General features: G+C 46.4%; 15 protein-coding genes and 3 tRNA genes. 4 read left to right on the forward strand and 14 right to left on the reverse strand.

The window, feature by feature from the left end; all coding sequences use genetic code 11:
• Window positions 1-9: 9 nt before the first annotated feature.
• The gene (locus H9626_RS11755; RefSeq protein ID WP_178256739.1) at window positions 10-258 is read right to left on the reverse strand and encodes an NVEALA domain-containing protein; all 249 of its coding nucleotides are present in this window, start codon (window positions 256-258) and stop codon (window positions 10-12) included.
• Between the two features lie 697 nt (window positions 259-955).
• Here H9626_RS11755 and H9626_RS11760 point away from each other — a divergent pair.
• The gene (locus H9626_RS11760) at window positions 956-1960 is read left to right on the forward strand and encodes a TolB-like 6-bladed beta-propeller domain-containing protein (protein ID WP_178256738.1); all 1005 of its coding nucleotides are present in this window, start codon (window positions 956-958) and stop codon (window positions 1958-1960) included.
• Between the two features lie 83 nt (window positions 1961-2043).
• Here H9626_RS11760 and H9626_RS11765 read toward each other — a convergent pair.
• From H9626_RS11765 to H9626_RS11775, 3 genes are all read right to left on the reverse strand, one after another.
• Window positions 2044-2117, reverse strand: a tRNA-Asn gene (locus H9626_RS11765).
• Between the two features lie 25 nt (window positions 2118-2142).
• Window positions 2143-2216 (reverse strand) — tRNA-Asn (locus tag H9626_RS11770).
• Window positions 2217-2238: 22 nt separating this feature from the next.
• Window positions 2239-2312 (reverse strand) — tRNA-Asn (locus tag H9626_RS11775).
• A gap of 490 nt (window positions 2313-2802) precedes the next feature.
• Between H9626_RS11775 and H9626_RS11780 the strand changes: the two genes are divergently transcribed.
• Window positions 2803-4500 (forward strand): S41 family peptidase, encoded by a 1698-nt coding sequence (locus H9626_RS11780; RefSeq protein ID WP_178257123.1) that lies wholly within the window; start codon window positions 2803-2805, stop codon window positions 4498-4500.
• Window positions 4501-4780: 280 nt separating this feature from the next.
• The gene (locus tag H9626_RS11785) at window positions 4781-6838 is read left to right on the forward strand and encodes an HD family phosphohydrolase (protein ID WP_178257122.1); all 2058 of its coding nucleotides are present in this window, start codon (window positions 4781-4783) and stop codon (window positions 6836-6838) included.
• A gap of 132 nt (window positions 6839-6970) precedes the next feature.
• Here the strand turns inward: H9626_RS11785 and H9626_RS11790 are convergent, their stop codons facing one another.
• From H9626_RS11790 to priA, 3 genes are read right to left on the reverse strand one after another with little or no spacing between them, the layout of a single operon-like run.
• A complete protein-coding gene (locus H9626_RS11790) occupies window positions 6971-7456 on the reverse strand; it encodes a low molecular weight protein-tyrosine-phosphatase (RefSeq protein WP_191710577.1) in 486 nt (161 codons plus the stop codon).
• A gap of 3 nt (window positions 7457-7459) precedes the next feature.
• Entirely contained in the window at window positions 7460-8167 is a 708-nt protein-coding gene (locus H9626_RS11795) for a phosphatase (RefSeq protein WP_178257120.1), read from the reverse strand.
• 23 nt (window positions 8168-8190) lie between these two features.
• Window positions 8191-10653, reverse strand: a complete 2463-nt coding sequence (priA, locus tag H9626_RS11800; protein WP_191710578.1) for a replication restart helicase PriA — start codon at window positions 10651-10653, stop codon at window positions 8191-8193.
• An 89-nt stretch (window positions 10654-10742) separates the two neighbouring features.
• Here priA and H9626_RS11805 point away from each other — a divergent pair, with 89 nt between their 5' ends.
• Window positions 10743-11720, forward strand: coding sequence for a Gfo/Idh/MocA family protein (locus tag H9626_RS11805; protein ID WP_191710579.1), 978 nt, complete (start codon window positions 10743-10745; stop codon window positions 11718-11720).
• 268 nt (window positions 11721-11988) lie between these two features.
• On the opposite strand, the gene H9626_RS11810 is transcribed toward H9626_RS11805, so the two are convergent.
• The 7 genes from H9626_RS11810 to H9626_RS11840 all read right to left on the reverse strand — a co-directional run bounded on the left by H9626_RS11810 (window position 11989) and on the right by H9626_RS11840 (window position 23309).
• The gene (locus H9626_RS11810) at window positions 11989-12573 is read right to left on the reverse strand and encodes a porin family protein (protein WP_191710580.1); all 585 of its coding nucleotides are present in this window, start codon (window positions 12571-12573) and stop codon (window positions 11989-11991) included.
• Between the two features lie 163 nt (window positions 12574-12736).
• Window positions 12737-15091: an ABC transporter permease gene (locus H9626_RS11815; protein ID WP_225230982.1), complete on the reverse strand. Its 2355-nt coding sequence runs from the start codon at window positions 15089-15091 to the stop codon at window positions 12737-12739.
• 88 nt (window positions 15092-15179) lie between these two features.
• Window positions 15180-17540, reverse strand: a complete 2361-nt coding sequence (locus tag H9626_RS11820; protein ID WP_191710581.1) for an ABC transporter permease — start codon at window positions 17538-17540, stop codon at window positions 15180-15182.
• Window positions 17541-17543: 3 nt separating this feature from the next.
• Window positions 17544-19892 (reverse strand): ABC transporter permease, encoded by a 2349-nt coding sequence (locus H9626_RS11825; protein ID WP_191710582.1) that lies wholly within the window; start codon window positions 19890-19892, stop codon window positions 17544-17546.
• A 21-nt stretch (window positions 19893-19913) separates the two neighbouring features.
• Entirely contained in the window at window positions 19914-20519 is a 606-nt protein-coding gene (locus tag H9626_RS11830) for a GIN domain-containing protein (protein ID WP_178257114.1), read from the reverse strand.
• Between the two features lie 169 nt (window positions 20520-20688).
• A complete protein-coding gene (locus tag H9626_RS11835; RefSeq protein ID WP_178257113.1) occupies window positions 20689-21939 on the reverse strand; it encodes an efflux RND transporter periplasmic adaptor subunit in 1251 nt (416 codons plus the stop codon).
• 8 nt (window positions 21940-21947) lie between these two features.
• A complete protein-coding gene (locus tag H9626_RS11840) occupies window positions 21948-23309 on the reverse strand; it encodes a TolC family protein (protein ID WP_191710583.1) in 1362 nt (453 codons plus the stop codon).
• Between the last annotated feature and the right edge of the window lie 101 nt (window positions 23310-23410).

Here is a 23410-nt window from a genome sequence, read left to right on the forward strand (position 1 = left end):
AGTAAAAAATTAATAGCAATCGGTTTCTGTACATTCTGGATATCCGGGCTTGCACAAACAAATTTTTTTATGCTGTCCACCAGCGCATCTTACTTCATCGGCAGGACCATAGTTTTTTCCAGACTCATAACCAGCCAATGCTTCTATATTGGCTAATACTAAATCTGATTTTTCTACTTTCTGTTGGGTAATATAAACATTATAAATAGCAACAACCACGAGGGCGATAGTTAACATTATTTTAAATATGTTTTTCATGATGGTTTATTTTTTATTTCACGCAAATATATAAAATGTCAGACTTCTTGCTGTTGTAATTTGTTTTTTTGCATTTTTTATAATTTGACCAAAATTTGTATTGCTTTGGAATATAAGAGTATTAAATAAAGTTTATATTAGCAACGTTTCTAAAGCAGTTTTTTGTATATATAAAATATTGTACATTTGTTTTTATAACTAAAAATATTTTATGATCATGAAACCGTTAAAGATTATTTTTATTTCTTTTGTTGTTGTGGCAATAGGGTATAGTCTGATTAAGACTAAGGTTAATTCACATGAAGGTATGTCAGATCTTATGTTAGCCAATTATAGAAGCATTGGCTCGTAATGAAGGTTCTGATTGTGACTATAAAAATGGCTATACTGCATTTACAAACAAATCGGGGGGAGCCTATGATTGTTGTCAAGTATGGGTGTCAAAAGCCCCTAATACAAGTGAAGGGCATTGTCGGTAGTGATTAATGAAAGATTAGAAAAGAAAGGTTACAAACAAGTGACAGGGCAACCGCATCAAAATGTCAATATGCTGATAATCAACGTTTGTCTTTAGTGTATCTTGTCAAATATTATAAAATATAATATTGGGTTATCAGCAAGTTAGGCTGCTAATAAAATTTTGATGCGGTTGCCCTGAAACAAGTGACCTTTCTTTTGGAAATTAAATAATTAATTTATGAAATTACGCACATTATCATTTTTTATTTTGTTATTGTTTGCCGTGGGATGTACTACAAGAGATAAACAAGCTGAAATTATATGGAAAGAACGGAATATTCCGAAGGCAGTTCATTTGCAGGTGGTGGATTCTCTTGTTATAAACCAGCCCTTTAATTTGCTTTCATGGAGCATAAACGGAAACAGTGTTTGCTTTGTTACGTCCGGTATGCAGGATGGCTTTCTTTCAGTTTATAGCTATCCTGAATGTATGAAACGCTTCGATTTTGGGAAAATAGGACAAGGACCGGATGAATTTATTACGCTTAATGCAGGTGAAGCGCGAAATAACCGGTTGCTTTTATACGATATTATGGGGCGTAAGGCACTTTTGTTTGACACAGATAAAGACACGCTCCGTGTAGCTTCCCGTTTATCGCTGTATAATGATGAAGAAGGTTTGTGTCGTCCTTTTACTTACATTACACAGATAGATTCTGATAATTATTTGATGAAAGTAGACGATGCTGTTTCGTCGACATGGGATATATCGGATTTGAAAGTAGGGAAGGTGAAAAGTTCTTTCAAAAATCCCAATCGGACGGAAGAGTATTCGTATACGCCGTTCGATTTTATTCAGTGCGTATGCGATACGACTTTGATAGTTGCCTATAAATACATGGACAGGTTGGAGTATTATTCCATCAAAGATTACCGTATATATCCTTTGTTTGCGATGGGAAGTCATACTAATCAGGCAGATATACAGGATTACAATTACCTGATGCAGTATTATTTGGACGTAGCACCTCATAATGGTTTCTTCTATTGTTTAAAGTCGGATGACGGAATGGAGAGTGGAAATATAATAGAAGTCTATGATGTTCAAGGTGAATGTAGGGAGAGTTATTTATTAGGCAAAAGAATCAGTTCCCTGCGTTTCGATTCGGAGGGATTGCTTATAGGATATGCCGCCGATACGGACCAAACGGTACTTTATCGCTTTAACCCCAAAGGATATTAAGCGGATGAATCTGTCTCATGTTTCCCTGAAATATTCCATACGAAAAAAGCTGCTTCAATCTACTTGAAACAGCTTTTATTTTGCTCTTCAGGTTGGACTTGAACCAACGACCCTCTGATTAACAGTCAGATGCTCTAACCGACTGAGCTACTGAAGAAAGTAATAAGTTATGTTCAATGAAGCTCTTCAGGTTGGACTTGAACCAACGACCCTCTGATTAACAGTCAGATGCTCTAACCGACTGAGCTACTGAAGAATTTCGCAATCCGGCTTATCGGCTCTTCAGGTTGGACTTGAACCAACGACCCTCTGATTAACAGTCAGATGCTCTAACCGACTGAGCTACTGAAGAAGGTTTTTCCGAATTGCGTGGCAAAGGTAGCAGGTTATTTTGAAATATGCAATATCTTTGCGAAAAAAATATTCAATTATTCATTATTTTTCGCTGTAAGGTTGTTTTTATGAAGTATGATTTAGCCTTTTTACCGGATTATTTACGGTCTTTTGTTGGCTGTCTGTGCCAGAAACAAGGCTGTAAACTGCTTGTAAAAATGCTACCGTTAGTGTCAGGTGTTTTATGCGGATAAGTTACTCGGTTCTACCCATAGAACAAGGCAGTCTTCCGAATAGATTTTTTTGTTGTTTCCGGTGTTGTGTATTGCCCTGAAAAACAATATATTACAATTTATCCGTCAGCGCGCCCGCTATTTCCCCGATATCGGCAGAATAAAAAGGCGATAAATTTACACGGATGGGGCGAAATTAAGTTAAATATTAAGCGAGTTTTGCGAGGATAAACGGAATAATGTTTTTCTTTGCAGTTTGAAATTTATGATATAACTATGTATATGAAAAAAATATTGGCAGGTGCATTGATTGTGCTGGTAGGCATCGGCGTTATCAGTTTTAAGGAAGACGACCGGAATTTCCAGATAGCAAAGAACTTGGATTTGTTTAATTCAATCTTCAAAGAACTGGATATGTTTTACGTAGACACGATTGACGCCGAAAAGATGATTCAGAACGGTGTGAGGGGGATGCTGGCACTGACCGACCCGTATACCGAGTATTATCCTGAGGAGGAAATGAGCAGCGTGAAAGAGTTGACCACCGGAAAATACGGAGGCATTGGCGCAGCCATACGTTATTACGAGGCGAAAGACCGCATTGCTGTCATCGAGCCTACGGAGGGGATGCCGGCTGCCGAGGCAGGCGTAAAGGCGGGCGATATCATTCTTGCCGTGGGAGGAAAGGAGATGGTACGTGGGGATATGAAACCGCAAGACTTTTCAGAAAAGGTGAGTCAGGCGTTGCGCGGCGAACCGGGCACGTCGTTCATCCTGAAGGTAATGCGTCCGCTGAAAAACGACAGCACGATACTTGAGTTTAAAATAACCCGTAAGAGTATCCGTACCAATCCGGTGCCTTACTACGGAATGGTGCGCGACAGCATCGGGTATCTGGCTCTTTCCAGCTTTACAGAGAACTGCTCGAAAGATTTCAAGAAGGCATTTATCGAACTGAAGCAAAAAGGAGCGAAGGCGTTGATTCTGGATTTAAGGGATAACGGCGGCGGCTCGCTGTCGGAAGCGATAGACATCGTAAACTTTTTCGTACCGAAAGGGCAGGAGATTGTGGTGACGAAAGGAAAGCTGAAGCAGGCGCAAGGTTCATATAAGACCGAAAACGAACCGATTGACACCAAAATACCTTTGGCGGTTTTGGTAAACGGAGGGTCGGCATCGGCATCGGAAATTGTGAGCGGCTCGTTGCAGGACTTAGACCGTGCCGTAATAATAGGTACGCGCACGTACGGGAAAGGGTTGGTACAAACCATACGCCCGCTGCCCTATAACGGTACGCTGAAAGTTACCACCTCGAAATATTATATACCGAGCGGGCGTTGCATTCAGGCGATTGATTATGCGAAGAAGAACGCCGACGGCTCAGTGGCACGTACACCCGACAGTCTGACGAACGTATTTCATACGGCAGCCGGTCGTGAGGTACGCGACGGGGGAGGTATTCGTCCGGATATAGAAGTAAAGGGCGACCGCATCCCGAACATTGTGTTCTACCTGATGAACGAGGACATTATCTTCGATTATGCCACGCAGTATTGCTGGGATCATCCTACGATGGAGTCGGTAGAATCGTTTAAGTTGACAGACGAAGACTACCGTGCCTTTAAGGAGTTGGTTAAATCGCGCGATTTTACGTACGACCGCCAGAGTGAGAAAATGCTGAAGAGCCTGAAAGAAGTGGCAGAGTTTGAAGGATACATGGAGGGTGCTTCCGAAGAATTCAAGGCATTGGAGAAGAAACTGAACCATAACCTTGACCGCGATTTGGATTACTTCTCGAAACAGATAAAGACGTATATTGCCCAAGAAATCGTAACCCGTTATTTCTATCAGCGCGGTGCGGCGATGGAGCGCCTGAAAGACGATGAAGATTTGGAGAAAGCCATCAGCGTATTAAAGGATGGAAAGCAATACAGCGAAATACTGTCTGTAAAGAAAACGCCGGAAGCGAAATAAGAAATTGGTTTCTTTTTCGGCAAAACATAAAGAGAAAATAAAAGTAGAATAAGAGCCTGTTTAAATTTTGCTCTGCCTGCGTTTGAGACTTGTATTCGAGGATGTTTTTCAGTTTTTACGAGGAGGACAGCGGGCCATCTGATGAGTGAAAACGGGGAAACAGACCGGAAACAAACTCAAAAAGAGGCGGATAAAAATACTTAATCGGAAAATTTAAACAGGCTCTGAGCATTATTATTCTACTTTTTTTCTTATTTTGCAGCCCAAATACGATTGGGTTATGAAAAACTTTCAAATGAAAAGGCAGTTGTCATTAAAAGAACTGCTGTATAAAGGTCTGATATTCCTCGCAACGGTGCTTGTCATCGTTTATTTTTTACCGAGGGAAGGCAAATTTAATTATGTCTTCGAAATAAACAAGCCGTGGAAGTATGGACTGTTACAGGCATCTTTCGATTTCCCTATCTATAAAGATGATGGGGAGATGGTGAAGGAGCAAGACAGTATTATGCGTAATTACGCTCCTTATTATCGGCTTGATAAGAATATAGGCGAGCAAATGATCCGGAAATTCAAAGATGATTATGCTCGAAACCTGAACCACATTATTCCGGTCGCAGCCTATAGCCATCACATCGAGCGTCTGCTTCGGGTGATTTACGAAGCGGGAGTTATTGCTCCCAATGATTTGGAGCAAATACAGAAAGACAGTTTGAATCACATTCAGATGGTTGATAAAAATACATCGAACCAAACTGAAGTGAAAGCGCTTTATACTTTTAAGCGGGCATACGAAATGCTTGTCAATGCGGATACGGTTCATTACGACAAGGCTTTGTTGCAGCGTTGTAATCTGAATAATTACATTACCCCCAATTTGATTTACGATGCCGAACGGTCGGAGTCTGCGAAACGAGACCTGTTGAGTGAATTGTCTTGGGCAAACGGTTTTGTGATGAACGGTCAGAAGATAATCGACAGGGGCGAGATAATCGACCAGCATACTTATAATATCCTGAAGTCACTGGAAAAAGAATGGGGAAAACGAAGCGAAACCGTGGCCGAAAAACGGTTGACTTTGTTCGGGCAAACGCTGTTTGTGGCGATTCTTATTTTTTGTTTCATGACTTATTTGGAGTTGTTCCGTCGCGATTATTACGATAAGCGGGGGTGTATTACGCTGTTATTTATTATTATTGTAGCTTTCCCCGTATTGTCTTCTATCATGGTCGAACATGCTATATTGAGTGTCTATATCGTTCCGTTTGCCATGATACCTATGATTATCCGCATTTTCCTTGATTCGCGAACGGCATTTATGGCACACGTGATAGCTATTTTGCTTTGTTCCATCTCGCTGCGTACCCCTCATGAGTTTATATTGCTGCAAACGGTGGCAGGTATGGCGGGTATATATAGTTTGCGTGAATTGTCTCAGCGTTCCCAGCTATTTCAGTGCGCACTGTTTGTAACATGTTCTTATTCTTTGCTTTATTTTGCACTCGATTTGATTCATGTCAGCAAAATAGCCCAGCTTAGTACGCATATATACCTTCATTTTGTAGTCAATGGCATTTTGTTGCTGTTTACTTATCCGCTGCTGTTTATTTTGGAAAAGACATTCGGTTTTACTTCAAATGTTACATTGGTTGAACTGTCTAACATTAATAACAAACTGATGAGACAGATGTCGGAAGTTGCTCCGGGAACATTCCAACACTCGCTGCAGTTGGCAAACCTCACCGCTGCTGCTGCTAATCGTATTGATGCAAACAGTCAGTTGGTTCGTACGGGGGCGATGTATCACGATATCGGTAAAATGCTGAATCCGGCTTTCTTTACCGAAAATCAGTCGGGAGTTAATCCGCATGACCAGTTAGACTTTAGGCAGAGTGCTCAAATCGTTATCAGCCACGTAACCGATGGCTTGAAATTGGCAGACAAATACAACCTGCCGCAAGTGATAAAAGATTTTATAAGTACCCATCACGGAAAAGGCCTTACGAAATACTTTTATATCTCTTATCAGAATGCACATCCGGGTGAGGAGGTAGATAAAGAAATGTTTCGTTATCCGGGACCGAATCCGTTTACGAAGGAACAGGCTATTCTGATGATGGCCGATTCGGTAGAAGCAGCTTCGCGCAGCTTGCCTCAATATACGGAAGAAAGCATTTCGGCATTGGTTGAAAAGATAATCGACAGTCAGGTGCAGGAAGGATATTTTAAAGAATGTCCCATCACGTTTAAAGACATTGCCACGGTAAAGGCTGTATTCAAAGAAAAGCTGAAAACCATGTATCATACGCGCATCAGCTATCCGGAACTGAAGAAGTAACGGAAAGGCATTGGAGGGCAGTATGATTTGCCTGAAAACGCTACCGCATGTTTTAAGGAACACAAGCCGATGTTTTAATCAATTCTTCGGTTAGTTTTCCCTAAAACATGCGGTAGCGTTTTCAGGGGTTGTTTATCTCCAAATCTGTTTGTCGGATTCCATATACGAGTTTAACAAACCAGCGCAGGCATCTTCTAAGATATCGAGCACATTCTCAAAGCCTTGCGCACCTCCGTAGTAAGGGTCGGGGACGTGGTCGACTACTTTTGTCCGACAAAAATCAGTCATACGCACTATCTTCTGTTCCGATTCCACCGTAGGGGCTTTGTCGTGGAGAGCATCAATATTTCCGTCATCCATACCTAAAATCAGGTCGAAGTCATAGAAGTCAGCCGTACAAACCGGACGCGAACGGTGGGTGATATGATAGCCGCGACGCCGGGCGTGGGCACGCATCCGCTCATCGGCATGTTCGCCCTGATGGTAACCGCTGATACCTGCCGAGTCGACTTTGATTTCGTTTTCCAGTCCTTCGCGACGAATGTAAGTACGCATGATTTCTTCAGCCGCAGACGAGCGGCAAATATTGCCTAAGCAGACAAAGAGTATTTTCTTCATGGGCTAAAACAAATAGTTTTTAAATTTTTCTACACTGGTATTCATGATTAACGCTTCCGGAAAATCGGTTTCGGCTACCAGCTCTAAAGCATAGTCGTAAGTGGCAATATCGAACGAGATATGGGCATCGCTTCCTAAAATGACAGGCACTTCGTACTGCTTGCACAGGCGGAGGATTTCCAGATTGTTTGCCCTTGCGTCTGCCTTATGCCGGCAAGGTTTCAGCGAGCTGTTATTGATTTCGAGTAATGTCCGATGAGCTTTCGAAGCCAAGACAATCGGTTCGAAATTCAGTTTGGCAGTACCGTCACCCGGATGGCTGATGATATGGATATAAGGGTTTGAGATAACTTGTATCATGCCGTGAGTGTTTTCTTCCGGCGTACCCTGCTTGTAGCAAAGCGAGTGGATTCCGGCAATGCGTAAGTCGAGCATTCTCAAGTAATATTCGTCCATGTCAAGGTTTCCTTCTCCGTCGAGTATGTTTATCTCCGCGCCCAACAAAAGTTCGATTCCGTACATTTGCCGTGGAACAACATGGAGGTTGCGGAAATAAATCGGGTCGCACGAGCCGGGTATTCCGGGAGAATGTTCGGTAATACCCAACACTTTCAACCCTTTTTCGGCAGCGGCATGAGCCATTTCTTGCAGCGTGCTGAAAGCATGTCCGCTGGCTATGGTATGCGTATGTACATCTAATTCTATTTTCATAATGGGATGTTAGTTTATTTGTGTTACATCGGGTCGACGTCGTAATACACCACAAGCGAGCGGAAACGTTCGTCTTCGATTACCGAACGTTGTACCTGAACCAAGTACGAGCGTACTTTCTTCATCGACACGGTTTGTTCGATTTTTATCACTATTTTCTTTATATACAATGTCTGCACACGCGCTACGGGCGGTTTGTCCGGACCGAGGATTCGTTCTCCTAATCCGCTTCGGAGGTAAGTCGCCATCAGGTCGGCGGCTTGGTCAAGGACATCCTCTTTGCGGTGTTTCAGATAAACATATATCAGCCGGTAGAACGGAGGATATTTGAATAAACTGCGTTCCGCCAACTGGTCTTGATAAAGCCGGTTGTAATCGTTTGCTATGACTTGACGAATCAGCGGCAAGTCGGGCGACTTGGTTTGCAGTATCACCAGCCCCTGCTTGTTTTTTCTTCCCGCCCTGCCTGCCACCTGTGCCATCAGTTGGAAGGCACGTTCGTATGAACGGAAATCCGGATAATTCAGCATCGAGTCGGCATTCAGAATCCCCACCACACTAACGCGGTCGAAATCCAATCCCTTCGAAACCATTTGCGTACCGATTAATATGTCGGTCTTTCCCTCTTCGAAATCGGCTATTATTTTTTCGTATGCGGTTCGCGTCCGTGTAGTGTCTAAGTCCATACGTGCCACCCGTGCTTCAGGGAAAAGCGTTTTAATATCGTCTTCAATCTTTTCCGTGCCGAATCCCCGGTTCATTAACTCCGTACCGCCACACGCCGGACACGATTTCGGCACTTGGTAAGTGTATCCGCAGTAATGACATGTCAGTTGGTTTAATCCTTTGTGATAAGTCAGGCTGACATCGCAATTCTTACAGCGAGGAACCCATCCGCATATCCGGCATTCTATCATCGGGGCAAATCCGCGCCGGTTCTGGAACAGAATGACCTGCTCTTTGTTTTCAAGGGCTTCGCGAACCTTTTGCAGAAGCAGCGGCGAGAATTGTGCCGTCATGTATTTCTTCCGTGCCAGCTCTTTGATATCGACTAATTCGATGTGCGGAAGCCGGATGTTCTGATGGCGTTCGGTTAATGTTACCAAACCGTATTTGCCATGTGTGGCGTTATAATAGGTTTCGATGCTTGGCGTAGCCGTACCCAGCAAGGTCTTTGCGCCGAACATGGAGGCAAGCATGATGGCAGCGTTGCGGGCATGATAGCGCGGGGCAGGCTCTTGCTGCTTGTACGTATTCTCATGCTCCTCGTCTACGATAACCAGACCTAACCGCCGGAAAGGTAGGAATACCGAAGAACGCACACCCAATATCACGTCGTAATCATGCTCGGAAAGCTGTTTGCGCCATATTTCCACCCGTTCGGCATCGGGGAACTTCGAATGGTAAATGCCCAAACGATTCCCGAAAACACGCTTCAGACGCTCGGTTATCTGGGTGGTCAGGGCTATTTCGGGAAGTAAATAAAGAACTTGCTTGCCGGTCTTTATAGTTTGGTTGATAAGATGGATGTATATCTCCGTCTTGCCGCTCGCTGTGACTCCGTGAAGCAAGCAGACGTTTTTTTCGCGGAAACAGTTTAAGATGCCCGTATAAGCCTGTTGCTGGGCAGGGCTTAACGTGTTCAGCGGGAGGGTATCGACGTTGCTTTGGGTCAGTCTGCCTATTTCTTGGAAATAAACCTCGAATACTTTTTTGGCAATCAGCTCATTCAGCGCTGCCGAAGAAGCCCCTGCCGCATCGAGCAGTGCCTTACGTGTAACCTCTTTGGGGGGATTCCCCGGCTGTGTCCAACCGGAAAGTTCGATGTATTTCATCAGCAGCGCCAACTGTTTGGGAGCACGGGCAAGCAGGTCGAACTGGAAACGCAGGTTCCGTTCGCTGCTCATGGCATCGGTCAGCCGTACGCGCGCTTCGGTGCGTGGCTTGTACACCCGCTTCAGCTCTTCCTTTACGTGGATGGCTTCTTTGTCTAACAGCGATTTGATGACCGGCAACAAATGTTTGATGCCACTCGCTTTTTCCAACTGCGTGACGCATTGTTCCGGGTCGGCACTCAGCAAGTCCAATACGCGCTGCTCCTTTTCGGACAACGGCTCGGCGGCTTCGAAGTCCGGGTTATATACTACCAGCGTTTCGCTCTCTAATTTCATCCCCGAAGGCATGGCAGCTTTATACACGTCGCCCAGCGTACACAGATAGTAATCTGCCAGCCATTGCCAGAAAGCATACTGATGTTCCAGCAAAGCCGGTTGCTTGTCCAGTATTTCAGACACCTCTTTCGTTTCGTATGCCTCAGGCGGAGTGTCGTGTACCCGTGTTACGATAGCCGTATAGTATTTCTTTTTCCCGAAAGGGACGACAACCCTGCATCCCATCCGCACTTCTGTTTCCCATTCCGGCGGAAGGGCGTATGTATATTGTCCCGCAATGGGCAAAGGTACTATAACGTCGACATACTTTTTCATGGCTGCAAAGTTACAAAAAAGCCTTCCATCTTGCTTGCCCCTTTAGCAAAGTTTTATAGCTTTGCAAGAACGGTTAAATTATATTACGCATGAAAACATATAAGATAGGAATCATAGGATGCGGCCACATAGCCCGTAAGATGGCTTTTACGTTGGGACGCATGGAGGGAGTAAGGTGTTACGCCGTGGCTTCAAGAAACTTGGAGAAAGCGCAGGCATTTGCCGCCGAATGGCAGTTCGAGAAGTCATACGGCTCTTACGAAGCGCTTGCCGACGATCCCGAAGTGGATTTGGTTTACATCGCCACGCCTCATTCGTTCCACTACGAGCAGGCGCGGATGTGCATTGAGCGCGGAAAGGCAGTGTTGTGCGAGAAAGCCTTTACCGCCAATGCCCGTCAGACGGAAGAACTGTTGGCGTTGGCTCATGAGAAAAGCGTGTTTATCACCGAAGCTATCTGGACACGCTATTTGCCGCTGTCGGCTAAGGTGAAAGAGCTGTTAGACGCAGGGACAATCGGAGTTCCCCGTACGCTGTCGGCTAATTTAAGTTACCCCATCTCCGGAAAAGAACGCATCATTCGCCCGGAGCTGGCAGGGGGAGCGTTGCTCGATATAGGTATTTATACGCTGAACTTTGCGGCAATGGCTTTCGGTGCGGATGTGGAGCGCACGGTGTCTGCCTGCACTAAAACGGATACGGGTGTCGATGCCCAAGAAAGTATCACACTGTTTTACGCCGACGGGCGAATGGCTGCCTTGCAGTCGAGCATCTATGTGCAGAGCGACCGCGAGGGAATTATTTCGGGCGATAAAGGGCATATCATCGTAGAAAATATCAATAACCCGTCGTCCGTCCGTGTGGTGGGTTCGGATTACCAGACCGTAGCCGTTTATCAGGCCCCGCCGCAGATTACCGGTTTTGAATACCAAGTGAAGGCGTGTATCGAGGCATTGGAGAAAGGGTGGTTGGAGTCGCCTTACATGCCCCATGCCGAAACGTTGCGCATCATGCGCCAGATGGATGCGCTGCGCAAAGAGTGGGGAGTGGTATATCCTTGCGATTAAACGGTCAGCCGGTTCTTTCGCCGCAAAAGGTTTTATGCAGAGCGAGAGAACCGGATGACTGTTAGTTGTTTATAGTCTGTATGAATCTTTCCGTCCGGCTAAAGCGCAAGGCGGAATTTTTCTTCCGCATACCCCGAAAAATGCTACGGTTAGAAATTTTATTCCATGCCGAAAGGTTGCCCATTTCTATTCGGAAGACTCATCGGTCTGTCGGGTAGAATTTTTCGGGCTTTCTGCTAAGCCGGAAAAGGCTTAAAAGACACTATAATCAGAACATGTAGGCAAGCGAGATTTGCCACGTGTTGTTATCGAAATCCACGTGCGTAAAGCTGCCGTTGTCGCTTTTCACCATTGCACCCGTATCCTTCAATCCGATGTTGTAGTTTGCGCCTACATGTACATGTCCTAATATTTTCAAACCGGCTCCTACGTTGAGGCTGGTCGATTTTTTATTAAATTCGCAGATGTCTTTAAACCAGCGGTGACCAACGTTGAAACCGAACTGCGGACCTACTGCCACGTAAGCTCCCAGTACACTGCTGAATCCTATTGTCCACTTCAGGTTGATAGGAATTTCGATACTTTTCTTCTTGGTAGAACCTTCTGCCGTATCAATACCGTATTGGTTATACAACGCAGAAACGTCTACACCTAAGCCCAATAAAGGCAAGGTAAGTTCGGCCGTCGGTCCGATGAAGAATCCGCTTTGGTTATCTGAGTTGAACACCTCTTTCGATATAGAAACTTTTGAAACGTTTAATCCGCCCTTTACACCGAATTGGATTTGGGCTTGCGACGGCAATGCCATAAACAAACATGCCGTAACCATCAGAATAGATAAAATTCTTTTCATAAGCAACTTTTGTTAATAATTCTCGTCGGCAAATATAGGACATTCGCCGAATAAAGACAAAAGCACAGGGTGAAAATACTCAAAATCCGGAGGAACGGAGAGTTTCCGAATCTTCCGTTCCGTCCGGATTAGGCAAAGTGTGAGAGTGAAAATAGAGAGAAATTTATTCGGTTTTCAGGTTGTTCACCGGGTTTTCACGTGTTGCCTTCAGGCTGATGAAGAATACAGATATCAGCGAGATGAGAGATACCGTTGCGATGGAAACCAGCGGAACCCACCACGGGAATACGCTGTCGAACGTCACAATCTTGTCTATCTGACGCACACCGAATATCATCAGCGGGATGGCAATAACGAGGCTGATGAGTAACGACACGAGTGAGAAGCGCATCAGGCGTTTCATTTCACCCGATGAACTGGAGCCAAATACCTTTCGTACCGCCATGTCGCGCTTGCGCTGGGCAATGAAGTAAATGCTCATAGCCGTAAGTCCGAGCAGTGAAATGAGCAGGGCAGCGCAAGTGAAAATAATCATCAGGCTGTTCATGCGGCTGAAATCGGAGTAAAGGTTGCGTATCTGTTTATCGTACCATTCCGACTCGAAAGAAAAATCTTTGGCAGCTATCTTGTAAAGCTGGTCCAGCTCTTTCTTGTAAGCATTTAGGTCTCCGTCCTGTACCTCCACCGATACGTTCCACGGATAGATGCTGTCGGGATGTTGGATTTGCATCTGGAGCGGATGAATGTCGTGGTCTATCAGGTCACGGCGGATACGGAAGTCTTTAAACACTCCTGCTATCTGAACCGGCCCGCAATTGTCACTCATAAAATGGTCGGTAACTCCGATGGTGGCAAGCGTTTTCATCGCTTTTTCGCTCATAAAGAAATTGTTCCTTCCCATCGGCGTATGGCGGTCGTCGGTAATCTTAATGTGATAGATATCTAAGAATGCCGAGTCGACAATGAAAGTCTGAAAGCTCATTTCCAGCGTACTGTCTGCCGAAGGAATGTAAGTGGTATTGTTGTTTCCCCCATCCAATGGTATGCCGCACGAGAAAGAAACACGTTTCACGAAAGGCAGTTTCTTAGCTTCGTTACGGAAAAGTTGCAGGTCTTTTTGCGAACCGATAGACGGATAGCTCAATACGTTGCCGAACTCATATCCCAACGGTGCGTGTACGATGCGGTAAATCTGTACGGAGAGATAAACCGAACAAGTAAGCAAGGCGATGGTCAGTCCGCTTTGTACGATGTTGAGCGTGCGCAGGTAAACAGATTTCGTCTTGCGGCGGAACGTACCTTTCACCACGTCCATCGGGTTGTAGTTAGAAAGCATCGTGGCTGGGATAAAGCCCGACAACAGGGTCAGTGCGGCGATAAACAGGATGTAAACCATGATGGTTACTCCGTTGAGGTCGCCCGTGATGTCGATTTTAGAATGAAGCAGTTCGATGGCAGTCGGCTCTGCAGCTTTGGCAAGCAGAAATCCCACGACGAACGAAACGAACGTAAGTAGAAACGATTCTATAATCATACGCCAGAATATGCTGGGCTTTGATGAACCGAGCAGGCGGCGTGTTGCCATCTCTTTGGCACGATAGCTGGTTTGCGCCACGCTCATGCTGATGTAGTTCAGCACCGCCATCAAGAGGATGAGTACACCTACGGTAATGAAAATGACCACCAGCTTAAAGTCGTACTGGTTCAGTGGAGCTACGGCGGGGGTTTCCGAGAAATAAAAATCATGCCACGGGATGAAACGGGCTTTTTTAAATGCGCCGGAGTTTTGGTAAATCCAGAAGAATTCTCCCAAATAAGATGCCACATCATCCGATTTCAGATTCAAGTCAGAGCCGGGAGCGGTGCGGAAAAAAAGCACACTTCCTCCCGCATTGTTCATGTGAGTACATTCGATAGAGCAGCTCCAGTTAATGTACTTCATGTTCTCAAAAGGAATGAATATCTCGATGTCGGAAGATATGATGGAGTTGTCAATATCTTCGATGACTCCGGTTACTGTAAATGTTTCCTTGTTACATGGCACTACGGTAAGCGTCTTGCCTAAGGCTTTTTCTGTACCGAACAGGCGCAAAGCAGCCGACCGGGTGAGTACGATGCTGTTATTGTCGGTTAATAACTGTTTGCGGTTTCCTTCCAGCAAAGTGAAACGGAAGAACTCGAAGAAGTTCTTTTTCACACAGGCACCCATTGTCTGTACCGGTTTGTCGTTTACCTGAACAAACGGCTCTGAAATGCTCATGGCACACCAGTCCTCTATCTCCGGATAACGACTTTGAAGGCGGTCACCCAGATTGTAATGTCCGCCTGCCCAATACTCATTGGCAAACACTGAGATGCGGTCGGCATCCGGCAAATCACGGTCAACGGTAAGCTGACGCATCACCATGTTGGCTATAAGTAATACGAACATGAGCGAGATGCTTAACCCCGCCACGTTGACCAGCGTAAAGAGCTTGTTTCGCTCCAAGAATGTAAAGTAAGTTTTCAGTCCTTTCATATTATTGGTATCTATGTAAAAAGTTACGTTTATTTTCCTTTATTTCATGTGGTAGATTTTTAAGCGTATCTTTAGGATTCGGAATCCGCTATTCCGTCTTAATATTGTTTATCGGATTTTCTCGCGTGGCGCTTCGGCTGATAAGTCCTATCGACAGCAGTGAGATGGCGGCTACGGCGATGAAAGCCACACATGCCGTCCACCACGGAAACGACTTGTCGTAACCCACGATGCGCTGGATGTAACGGAATCCTATCCCGATTATCGGGACGGCGATGAGCAAACTGGCGGCAAGCGACTGACCTGCAAATGCCAACAGACGCAGCAGTTCATGCCGGTTATCCGAACCGAACACCTTGCGTATCGCCATGTCGCGTTTGCGCTGGGCAATGAAGTAAAGGCTCATAGCCGTCAGTCCCAACAGGGAGATAAGCAGGGCAGCAAGCGTGAATATGCCTATAACCTTGTTCATGCGGATAATGTCGGCATAGGCATCCGCTATCCAGTAATCATACCAATGTGATTCGAACGGGACTCCTTCTATTATTTCCGAGTAGAGTGCGTCCAACTGATGCTTGTAGGCAGGCAAATCGCCGTCGGTTGTTTCTACCAAGATGTCCCACGGATACCCGATGCTGTCCGACGGGATAATCTGCATCAGTACGGGGCGTATGGGGTCTAATGCCGAATACATGCGGAAATCAGGGAAGCGTCCGGCTATTGTTCTCGATGCGTCCTCGCCTTCAATCTTAAACGAAACCGCATCGTCGTCCAATCCCATCTGCCGGAACGCTTCGTGGTTCAGGTAGTAATTCCGGTCGCTGTAAGTCAGGTGATAATCTCGTTCCAACGGGATGTGGAAAATATCGAGGAAAGCCGAGTCGGTTTGCAGCAAGCGGAAGTCTACCGGAACGATACGCCCCTTCAGGTTATAGGTAGTGGAGTGTCCGTTTCCGCCATCGACGGGCATACCGCGCGTCAACGATACATTTTTTACGAACGGTAACTTGCGAACCTCGTCGCGGAAGCGGTATAGATTATTCGTCTCGCTCATGTTAGGATAACAAAGTACATTGCCGTAAGTATATCCTAACGGCTCGTGAAGCAGGCGGTAAATCTGTACGCCGAGAAAGAATGAACAGGCAAGCAGAGCCACTGTCAGTCCGCACTGTACCACGTAGAGCGTACGCAGATAAACCGCTTTGGTCTTGCGCCGGAACGTACCCTTTACCACATCCATCGGGTTGTAGTGTGACAGAATCGTGGCAGGAACGAAACCCGATACGGCAGAAAGCAGCAGGATGCCCGCTATGTAGACTGCTGCAACCGGTACAGTTAAGTCGCCCGCTACGTCAATTTTGGTTTTCAGTAGCTCCATGGCGAAAGGCTCTACCGCCTTAGCCAGCAGGAAAGCAAGGGCAAACGCAATGAAAGTCATGATAAGCGATTCTGCCATCATGCGCCAGAAGATATCCTTCGATGACGAACCTAACAGGCGGCGTGTAGCCATCTCTTTGGCACGATAGCTGGTTTGAGCCACGCTCATACTTATATAGTTGAACACAGCCATCAGCAAAATCAGTATCCCCGTTACGGTAAACACTGTCATCAGCTTGCGGCTGTACTGGTTCATGTTAGCGCATTCTATTTCTGAAAAATACACCTCGCGCATCGGAACCCAAAAGGCTTTCTCAAACGAACCGTTGTGATAAGGCCATGCAAATGTCTTGAGCCACTCCAGCATGTCAGCGTTCTTGTCGTTCGGGTCTATCCCTTGCGGCACGCGGATGAACACATTCGCCCCGCCAAAGTTCTGCATCACCGTATTCTCGATAGCGGCAGCCCAGTTGATGTATTCCATTGCCTCGAAAGGAAATACCAGCTCTGTTTCCGAAGGGAATATGGAATTGCCGATGTCTTCCATTACTCCCGTTACCGTATAGGTATGCTTGTCGGTGAAGTTCACTTTGATGCTTTTCCCCACCGCTTCCTCGTTGCCGAAGATACGCTTAGCCGCTGACTCCGAGATGACTACGCTGTAATTGTCCTGTAGCACATGGGCAGGGTCTCCCTCCCGAAGCCGGAAGCCGAAGAACTCGAAGAAGTTCTTGCGTGCCAGTAATACCTTCACATCAAACTTCTTACCCTCAACGTCGATGTATTCGCCACCCACACCGGCAGCATTCGTAGCCACAGTCCATTCCTCTATATCCGGATAGCGGCTCGCGAGGCGTTCGCCCAACACGTAATGCGCACCGAAATTTTGTTCGGAGCAAAACAAATACGTGCGGTCGGCATTGCGCGTGTCGCGGTCTACGGTAAGCTGGCGGGTTACCATGTTGGCGATAAGCAACACGAACATGAGCGAGATACCCAAGCCTGCCACGTTGACGAACGTAAAGAGCTTGTTGCGCTCCAAAAATGTAAAGTAAGTTTTAAGTGCTTTCATACATCATTCCGTTTTAATCGAGTTAGCCGGATTCTCGTTGGCGTTTCTCCAGCTCTGTATAGTTACGGTTAGCATGGTAATAAGCGAAACGAGCAGGAACGAGGCAAGGAATATCCAAGCACGTATGGGAGTCTTTTCGGCAAAACCTTCTAACCAATGTGCTCCGATCCACCATCCGAAGGGTGCGGCGAAGATGAAGCATCCTATTAATATGTACAAGTACCGGCGGTTGAACATGCCCAGTATTTCGCCCGTAGTGCTGCCGAATATCTTACGGATGCCTATCTCCTTGCGGCGGTATTCGCTCTCGAACATGGTAAGCCCGAACACGCCAATGATGCTGATAACGATGGCAAGCAGTGAGAAGAGCAGGATTTGTTTGGTAAAACGCAATTCGTTACGGTAAGCCTCATCGAGCACTTGGTCGATGAAGCGGAAATTGAAGTCGTGACCCGGAGAGAACTTTTCCATCGCTTTCTGCAATGCACGGACTACTTCTACCTTGTCTGTACCGGCAGAGACACGAACGTTAATGAAGTTCTTTCCTCCCCAGCCCTGATGGTCTTTCCCGTAGATAAAGAACGCCATGGGCTGGGCATTGTTATCGTTGCGGAACGAAGTGTATTTCACATTCTCACAGAAGCCTATCACGGGATAGTCGTTCGTGGTAGCAGGCTGGTCTACGGCGAGCCATTGATATTTAGCACGCGCTGCTTCGTTGAATATGTACACGTCACCGTCGCCGGGCTTAAAGTCTCGCCCTTCGGTGATGCGGATTCCCATCAGCTTGAGGTAGCGGTAGTCTACGGGCAGTACATCGAATAGGAGATGTTTGTCATCTGCGCCCCGTCCCCAATTCATGTAGCTGTCGGCAGAACTCAGAACGAATTGCGATACCGAAGCTCCCTCTACGCCCGATATCCGGCTGACCTCTGCTATCACCGCGTCTGTCTGACTTCGGGTTTCGTCTGTCATGTTGCCCACTACGATGGCATCCTTATCGTAACCGTAATCGGTGGTACGGATGTATCGGCTTTGGGTGTACATGATGCCGATGGCAATAATAAGGGCAAACGAAACAAAGAACTGAATGCAGACCAGTCCCGTGCGCAACTTGCGTCCCTTAGGGGTTAAACCGAACGACCCTTTCAGTACCAAAGCAGGTGGGAACGAGGTAACATACCATGACGGATAAAGCCCCGCGAGCAGTCCCATCGCCAAACTCAGCACGAAAGTAGCGGTTAGCAGGTAGGGGTGACTGCCGAAACTCAGATCGGAGGCGACCAAATCCTGCATTCCCGAATCCCGAAGAGCCAGCAACAGCACAAGGGAGAGCAAGAAAGCGATAAAGCTGATTAATGCCGATTCTGCCATGAGGCTTCCGCGAAGCGAGCGGGTAGTAGCCCCCAATACTTTCTGTGTATTGATGCTTCTGATGCGCATCGGCGTTTCCGCCAATGAGAAATTCATGAAGTTTATCGTAGCAATGATTACGATAAGGAACGATACGCATATCAGCAGGTAAACCGTAGTGCGGCTGCTTGCACTCTTATCGCCTATAGTTGAAAAGTGTACATCAGTAAGTGGAGTAAGATGAATCGGACAATCTACATTGTTTTCGTCCATCAAGTCGGGAAAGAACTCCATCAACTTCTGTACGGTTGCTTTTTCGATATTTCCGGCTTCTTCCGGATTATCTATACGTATGTAGCAATGATAATTCCAGTTACTCCAGTTGTCTTTATTTTCGTTCGGAGCAAGTGCCTTAAAAATAGTATTCCTTATTTGGGAGTTTTCGGGAAAATCTTTATAAACTCCACCCACTGTAACCGGATTATTATCGGCTCGTTTTCCCTGAAAGATGGTTTGTCCTACAACATCGGTTGTACCGAAAAACCTGATTGCCATAGTCTGTGGAATAAGAATGTTTCCGGGTTGCTTCAGTGCGTCAGCAGTACCATTTATCATTTCCGGCTGGAAAGTTTCCATGAAATTTCCAAATCCTGTGAGTGTTTTCTCATTAAATAATTTACCGTTTACTTCATAATCGAAACTTGAAGAGTATGAAGTAAGAATAGAAAGTGATGTTATATGCGGTGACGTTGATTGCACCAATTCGCAAAACGGGCGTGCCAGCCATACTTGCCAGCCGTATTCATCGTTTACATGAACTTCCACACGGAATATCTTTTCATAATCCTTATACCCCTTGTTGAAATTGTAATCGTAATCCACCTGCGTCATGATAACGAAGAACGAGGCAAAAGCAATCGCCAGTCCCACGATGTTCAATACGCTGGCGGTAAAGAAACGCCGGAACGTATGCGAAAAGTTACGGATGAGAGTTTTCATTGCTTGCGTTTATTGGTTCACTTATTTCCCTATTTTCAGATTGTTGGTGTTACATACGCCTACACCGTCTTTGCTGATGCGGGCATGGTCGGCAGAGCCACTCAACACCACTTTGCCCACCCCGTCTAAGTCGGCACGGAGGTCGCGGCAAGTAACGTGTACGTCGGTTTTACCCACACCGTCTACCGACAGGCGGAGCGTTTCACACTTCAGGTCTTCCATTTCTACCGAACCCACACCGTCTACGTCGATACGGATGTCGTCCACCTTCAAGGTCTTTTCGCAACGGAACGAGCCAACCCCGTCGAACGACAACTCATCAAGGTCGGGCGCGGTAAGATAGATTTTCGTCCCCTTCTGGTTACGTTTCTTCTTTGAATCGGTTTCGATGTAGAGCTTTCCGTCTTTCACCGTTACTACCGTATTTCTGACATCCGTTTCTTCACCTTCTATGCGTACCGAGCATTTGCTGTCTTGCGTGAAGTAAACGCCCGCCACGCCGTCCATTTCGATAGAAGAAAAACTCTCTACGTCCCGTTCTTCTACCACGGTTTTCTTACTTGCCATACAAGAAGTGAAACATCCCATTCCTACTATCCCTATCAGTGTTAAAATAATCTTTTTCATAATGCGTAAATGTTTTATAATTAAATATTTATATACTTTTCTTGAATCAGTCCGATCGGATGCCGTATGTCTTGAAAAACGCTACGGCTTGTTTTTTAATTTCATGCGGTAGAGTTCCCTATTTCTATTCGTAAGACCGGTCTGTCTTTCGAATAGAATTTTGAGGCTCTTATTTCAGTATCAAAACTTCGTTGTCTTTATAGCTTTCGTAGCCGGAGATGATAACCCGTTCTCCTTTCTCTAACCCTTCGGTCACCTCGTAGAACTGCGGGTTCTGCCGTCCGATGCGGATTTTGCGGCGATAGGCTTTTTCCCCGTTTTTATCTACCACGAATATCCAGTTTCCGCCCGTTACTTGGAAGAAAGTGCCCTTCGGTATCAGAACGCTTTGGGTAGGCTCGCCCAACTGGAGGTCGATGTAATACGTCTGTCCGCTGCGGATGTTCTCCGGGCGTGTACCTTCGAACACGAGGTCGGTGCGGAAACGTCCCTCACGCACTTCCGGATAAACCTTGCGCACCTTCAGGCTGAACTGCGATCCCTGCCGCTCGAACGTGGCAGGCAGTCCGTTTGTCACCCGGTCGATGTAATGCTCGTCTATCATCGCCTCTATCTTGAAGTCGGAAAGGTCGTTAATCTGACCCACCATCTGTCCGGCAGTAATGTTTTGTCCCAGCTCGGCATCAAGCAAGCCCAGTTCGCCGTCAATGGGAGCGCGAACCTCCAACTTGTCTTTGCGTTCGCGAATCAGCAACACATTCTTGCGCATGTTCTGCAAGTTTTCTTCCATCTGTTCCATCTGGATGTTGCGGTAAATCGAATCCTGTTTCAGGCGTTCGGTTATCAGTCCGTGCTTTTTCAGTGAAACCTCGTAATCCTCTTTCGCCTGAAGATATTCTTCGCGGCTGATGAGGCGTTCCTTATACAGACGTTCGTACTGGTGGAACGTGCGCTGCTTGCGGAGCGTCTCCACATCTAATTGAACCTTTTCGGTTTCGTTTGTCAGCTTGTCTTGCTGCATGGTAACCTGCGTATTGCGTAGCAGGTTCTGCTTCTCGGCAAGCTCCGATTCGGCATTCAGAATCTGGAGGTCGAGGTTCGAATTGCTGAGGCGGAGAATCACGTCGCCCTGCTTTACATGTGCGCCTTCCTCTACCACCTTCTCGCGTACGATGCCCCCTTCCTCCGGGCTGAGCTGTACGATGGAAATAGGCTGTACCTGCCCGTTTACGCGGATGTAGTCGTTAAACTCTCCGTAAGTCACTTCGGCAATGTTCAACGAACGCCCGTCGACTTTCAGCGTCGAGGCATGATTGCCAAAGATAATCCAAACCACTAACAGAAGCAATGCAGCTCCGCCGATGAGGTAAGGCAAGTGACGCTTTTGAATCCCTTTTTTCTTTTCTAATTGTATATCCATATCCTTTATCAGTTTTCCGTTTTTACTTTAATGATGTTTTCTCCTTTATAATAGTCTACCAACCTACATTTCATTACGTACGTCAGCCGGCTTTGCAGCAGCAGCGTTTCGCTCTCCAGCCATGTAGCCGCGTTGTTCTGCACGTCGAGCGAAGTCATCAGTCCCTCTTCATACTTGCGGCGCGTTACGTGATAGGCAAGCGAGTCTGAAGCCGCTTTCTTTTCCATCTGGATGCTTTCGCGCAAATACCCCTCGCGGTCTTGCACTGCCTGTTGTACTAACTTCTGAAGCTCCTCTTTCTGCGCTTCGTACTGTTCGCAGGCAATCCGGTAATTGTTACGCGCCTGACGGAGACTTATCGAACCACTCATGCGGTTGAAAATGGGGATGCTCATCGTAACTCCGAAATATTCTCCCAAGTTGTTATCGAGCTGTGTCTTGAAATCCGGATAATCATGGTTATGCAGCTCCTTGTAGTACGAACTGGATATGCCTCCGTAGAATGAAATGGTAGGCAAGACGTTCGCCCATGCTATTTTACGGTTCATGCGCGCCACCTGTTTGTTCATTTCCGACTGGCGTAGCGTGGGGTTCACACTGAGAGCAATGCGAAGCACGTCTTGCGGATGTTCGTCTGTCAGCCGAATCGACTCGAAAGTCTGTATATCGAGTATATCCGTATTGAGCAACAAAGAATCTCCGGCAGGGTAATTCATTTTCTGTTTCAGCGTGAGCATTGCCGTTTCGTAAAGATTCCGCTGATGCGTCAGGTTATATGCGTCGGTAGCCTGCTGAGCTTCCATTTGTGCAACGTCGGCACGTCCTTTCAGCCCTAATTCTTCCTGTCGGCGCGTTTTGTAAAGTAAAGAATCACTCTCTGCCAGTTTCTTTTCCGCCAAGCGGATGGTTCCGTAGTAATAAAGTACGTCGATGTAAGCCTGAAAGGTTTCAAGAGCAGTGTTGTCTTGCGCTTCCTGCAAGGCAGCCTTTCCCAACAGCAAGGCAGCTTTCGAGCGGCGCACTTCGTTTACTAAACTTCCGCCCCGGAAGAGCGTCATTGAGGCTTCGGCAGCGTAACTGTTGTTGAAAGTCGACACATTATTATATATGTTGGTTTCCGGGTCGACCGACCGACCGAAGTTATACTGTACACCTGCGCTTGCATTGATGCCCGGTAAAAAATTGCCGATAGCCTTGAGGCGGTCAAGCCGGTAATTGTCGGCTTCTAATCGGCGCTGTTTCACCGTGCGGTTGTGTTTCACGGCGTAACTCATACAGCGGTCTACATCCCACGCCTCTTGCGCCGTGGCAGCCAGTCCGCAACCCACGGCAAGGAATAAGAGAACTGTTATTTTTCTGTATCTTTTCATTCGTTTTCTTGTTTTTATCCGTAAAAATGAAATCAAATACCGTGCCATAAATGTAAGTGCTTGTTAATCAGTAAGAGTGAGTAGAAGCAGACGATGGGAAG

Source organism: Phocaeicola faecium (genome assembly GCF_014837055.1).
Classification (GTDB): Bacteria; Bacteroidota; Bacteroidia; order Bacteroidales; family Bacteroidaceae; genus Phocaeicola; species Phocaeicola gallinarum.

Coding starts and splice junctions, on each gene's coding strand:
- priA (WP_191710578.1), bottom strand. CDS start 10,653: ATGAAAAAGTATGTCGACGTTATAGTACCTTTGCCCATTGCGGGACAA.
- H9626_RS11755 (WP_178256739.1), bottom strand. CDS start 258: ATGAAAAACATATTTAAAATAATGTTAACTATCGCCCTCGTGGTTGTT.
- H9626_RS11830 (WP_178257114.1), bottom strand. CDS start 20,519: ATGAAAAAGATTATTTTAACACTGATAGGGATAGTAGGAATGGGATGT.
- H9626_RS11835 (WP_178257113.1), bottom strand. CDS start 21,939: ATGGATATACAATTAGAAAAGAAAAAAGGGATTCAAAAGCGTCACTTG.
- H9626_RS11820 (WP_191710581.1), bottom strand. CDS start 17,540: ATGAAAGCACTTAAAACTTACTTTACATTTTTGGAGCGCAACAAGCTC.
- H9626_RS11790 (WP_191710577.1), bottom strand. CDS start 7,456: ATGAAGAAAATACTCTTTGTCTGCTTAGGCAATATTTGCCGCTCGTCT.
- H9626_RS11795 (WP_178257120.1), bottom strand. CDS start 8,167: ATGAAAATAGAATTAGATGTACATACGCATACCATAGCCAGCGGACAT.
- H9626_RS11840 (WP_191710583.1), bottom strand. CDS start 23,309: ATGAAAAGATACAGAAAAATAACAGTTCTCTTATTCCTTGCCGTGGGT.
- H9626_RS11825 (WP_191710582.1), bottom strand. CDS start 19,892: ATGAAAACTCTCATCCGTAACTTTTCGCATACGTTCCGGCGTTTCTTT.
- H9626_RS11805 (WP_191710579.1), top strand. CDS start 10,743: ATGAAAACATATAAGATAGGAATCATAGGATGCGGCCACATAGCCCGT.
- H9626_RS11785 (WP_178257122.1), top strand. CDS start 4,781: ATGAAAAACTTTCAAATGAAAAGGCAGTTGTCATTAAAAGAACTGCTG.
- H9626_RS11815 (WP_225230982.1), bottom strand. CDS start 15,091: ATGAAAGGACTGAAAACTTACTTTACATTCTTGGAGCGAAACAAGCTC.
- H9626_RS11780 (WP_178257123.1), top strand. CDS start 2,803: ATGTATATGAAAAAAATATTGGCAGGTGCATTGATTGTGCTGGTAGGC.
- H9626_RS11810 (WP_191710580.1), bottom strand. CDS start 12,573: ATGAAAAGAATTTTATCTATTCTGATGGTTACGGCATGTTTGTTTATG.
- H9626_RS11760 (WP_178256738.1), top strand. CDS start 956: ATGAAATTACGCACATTATCATTTTTTATTTTGTTATTGTTTGCCGTG.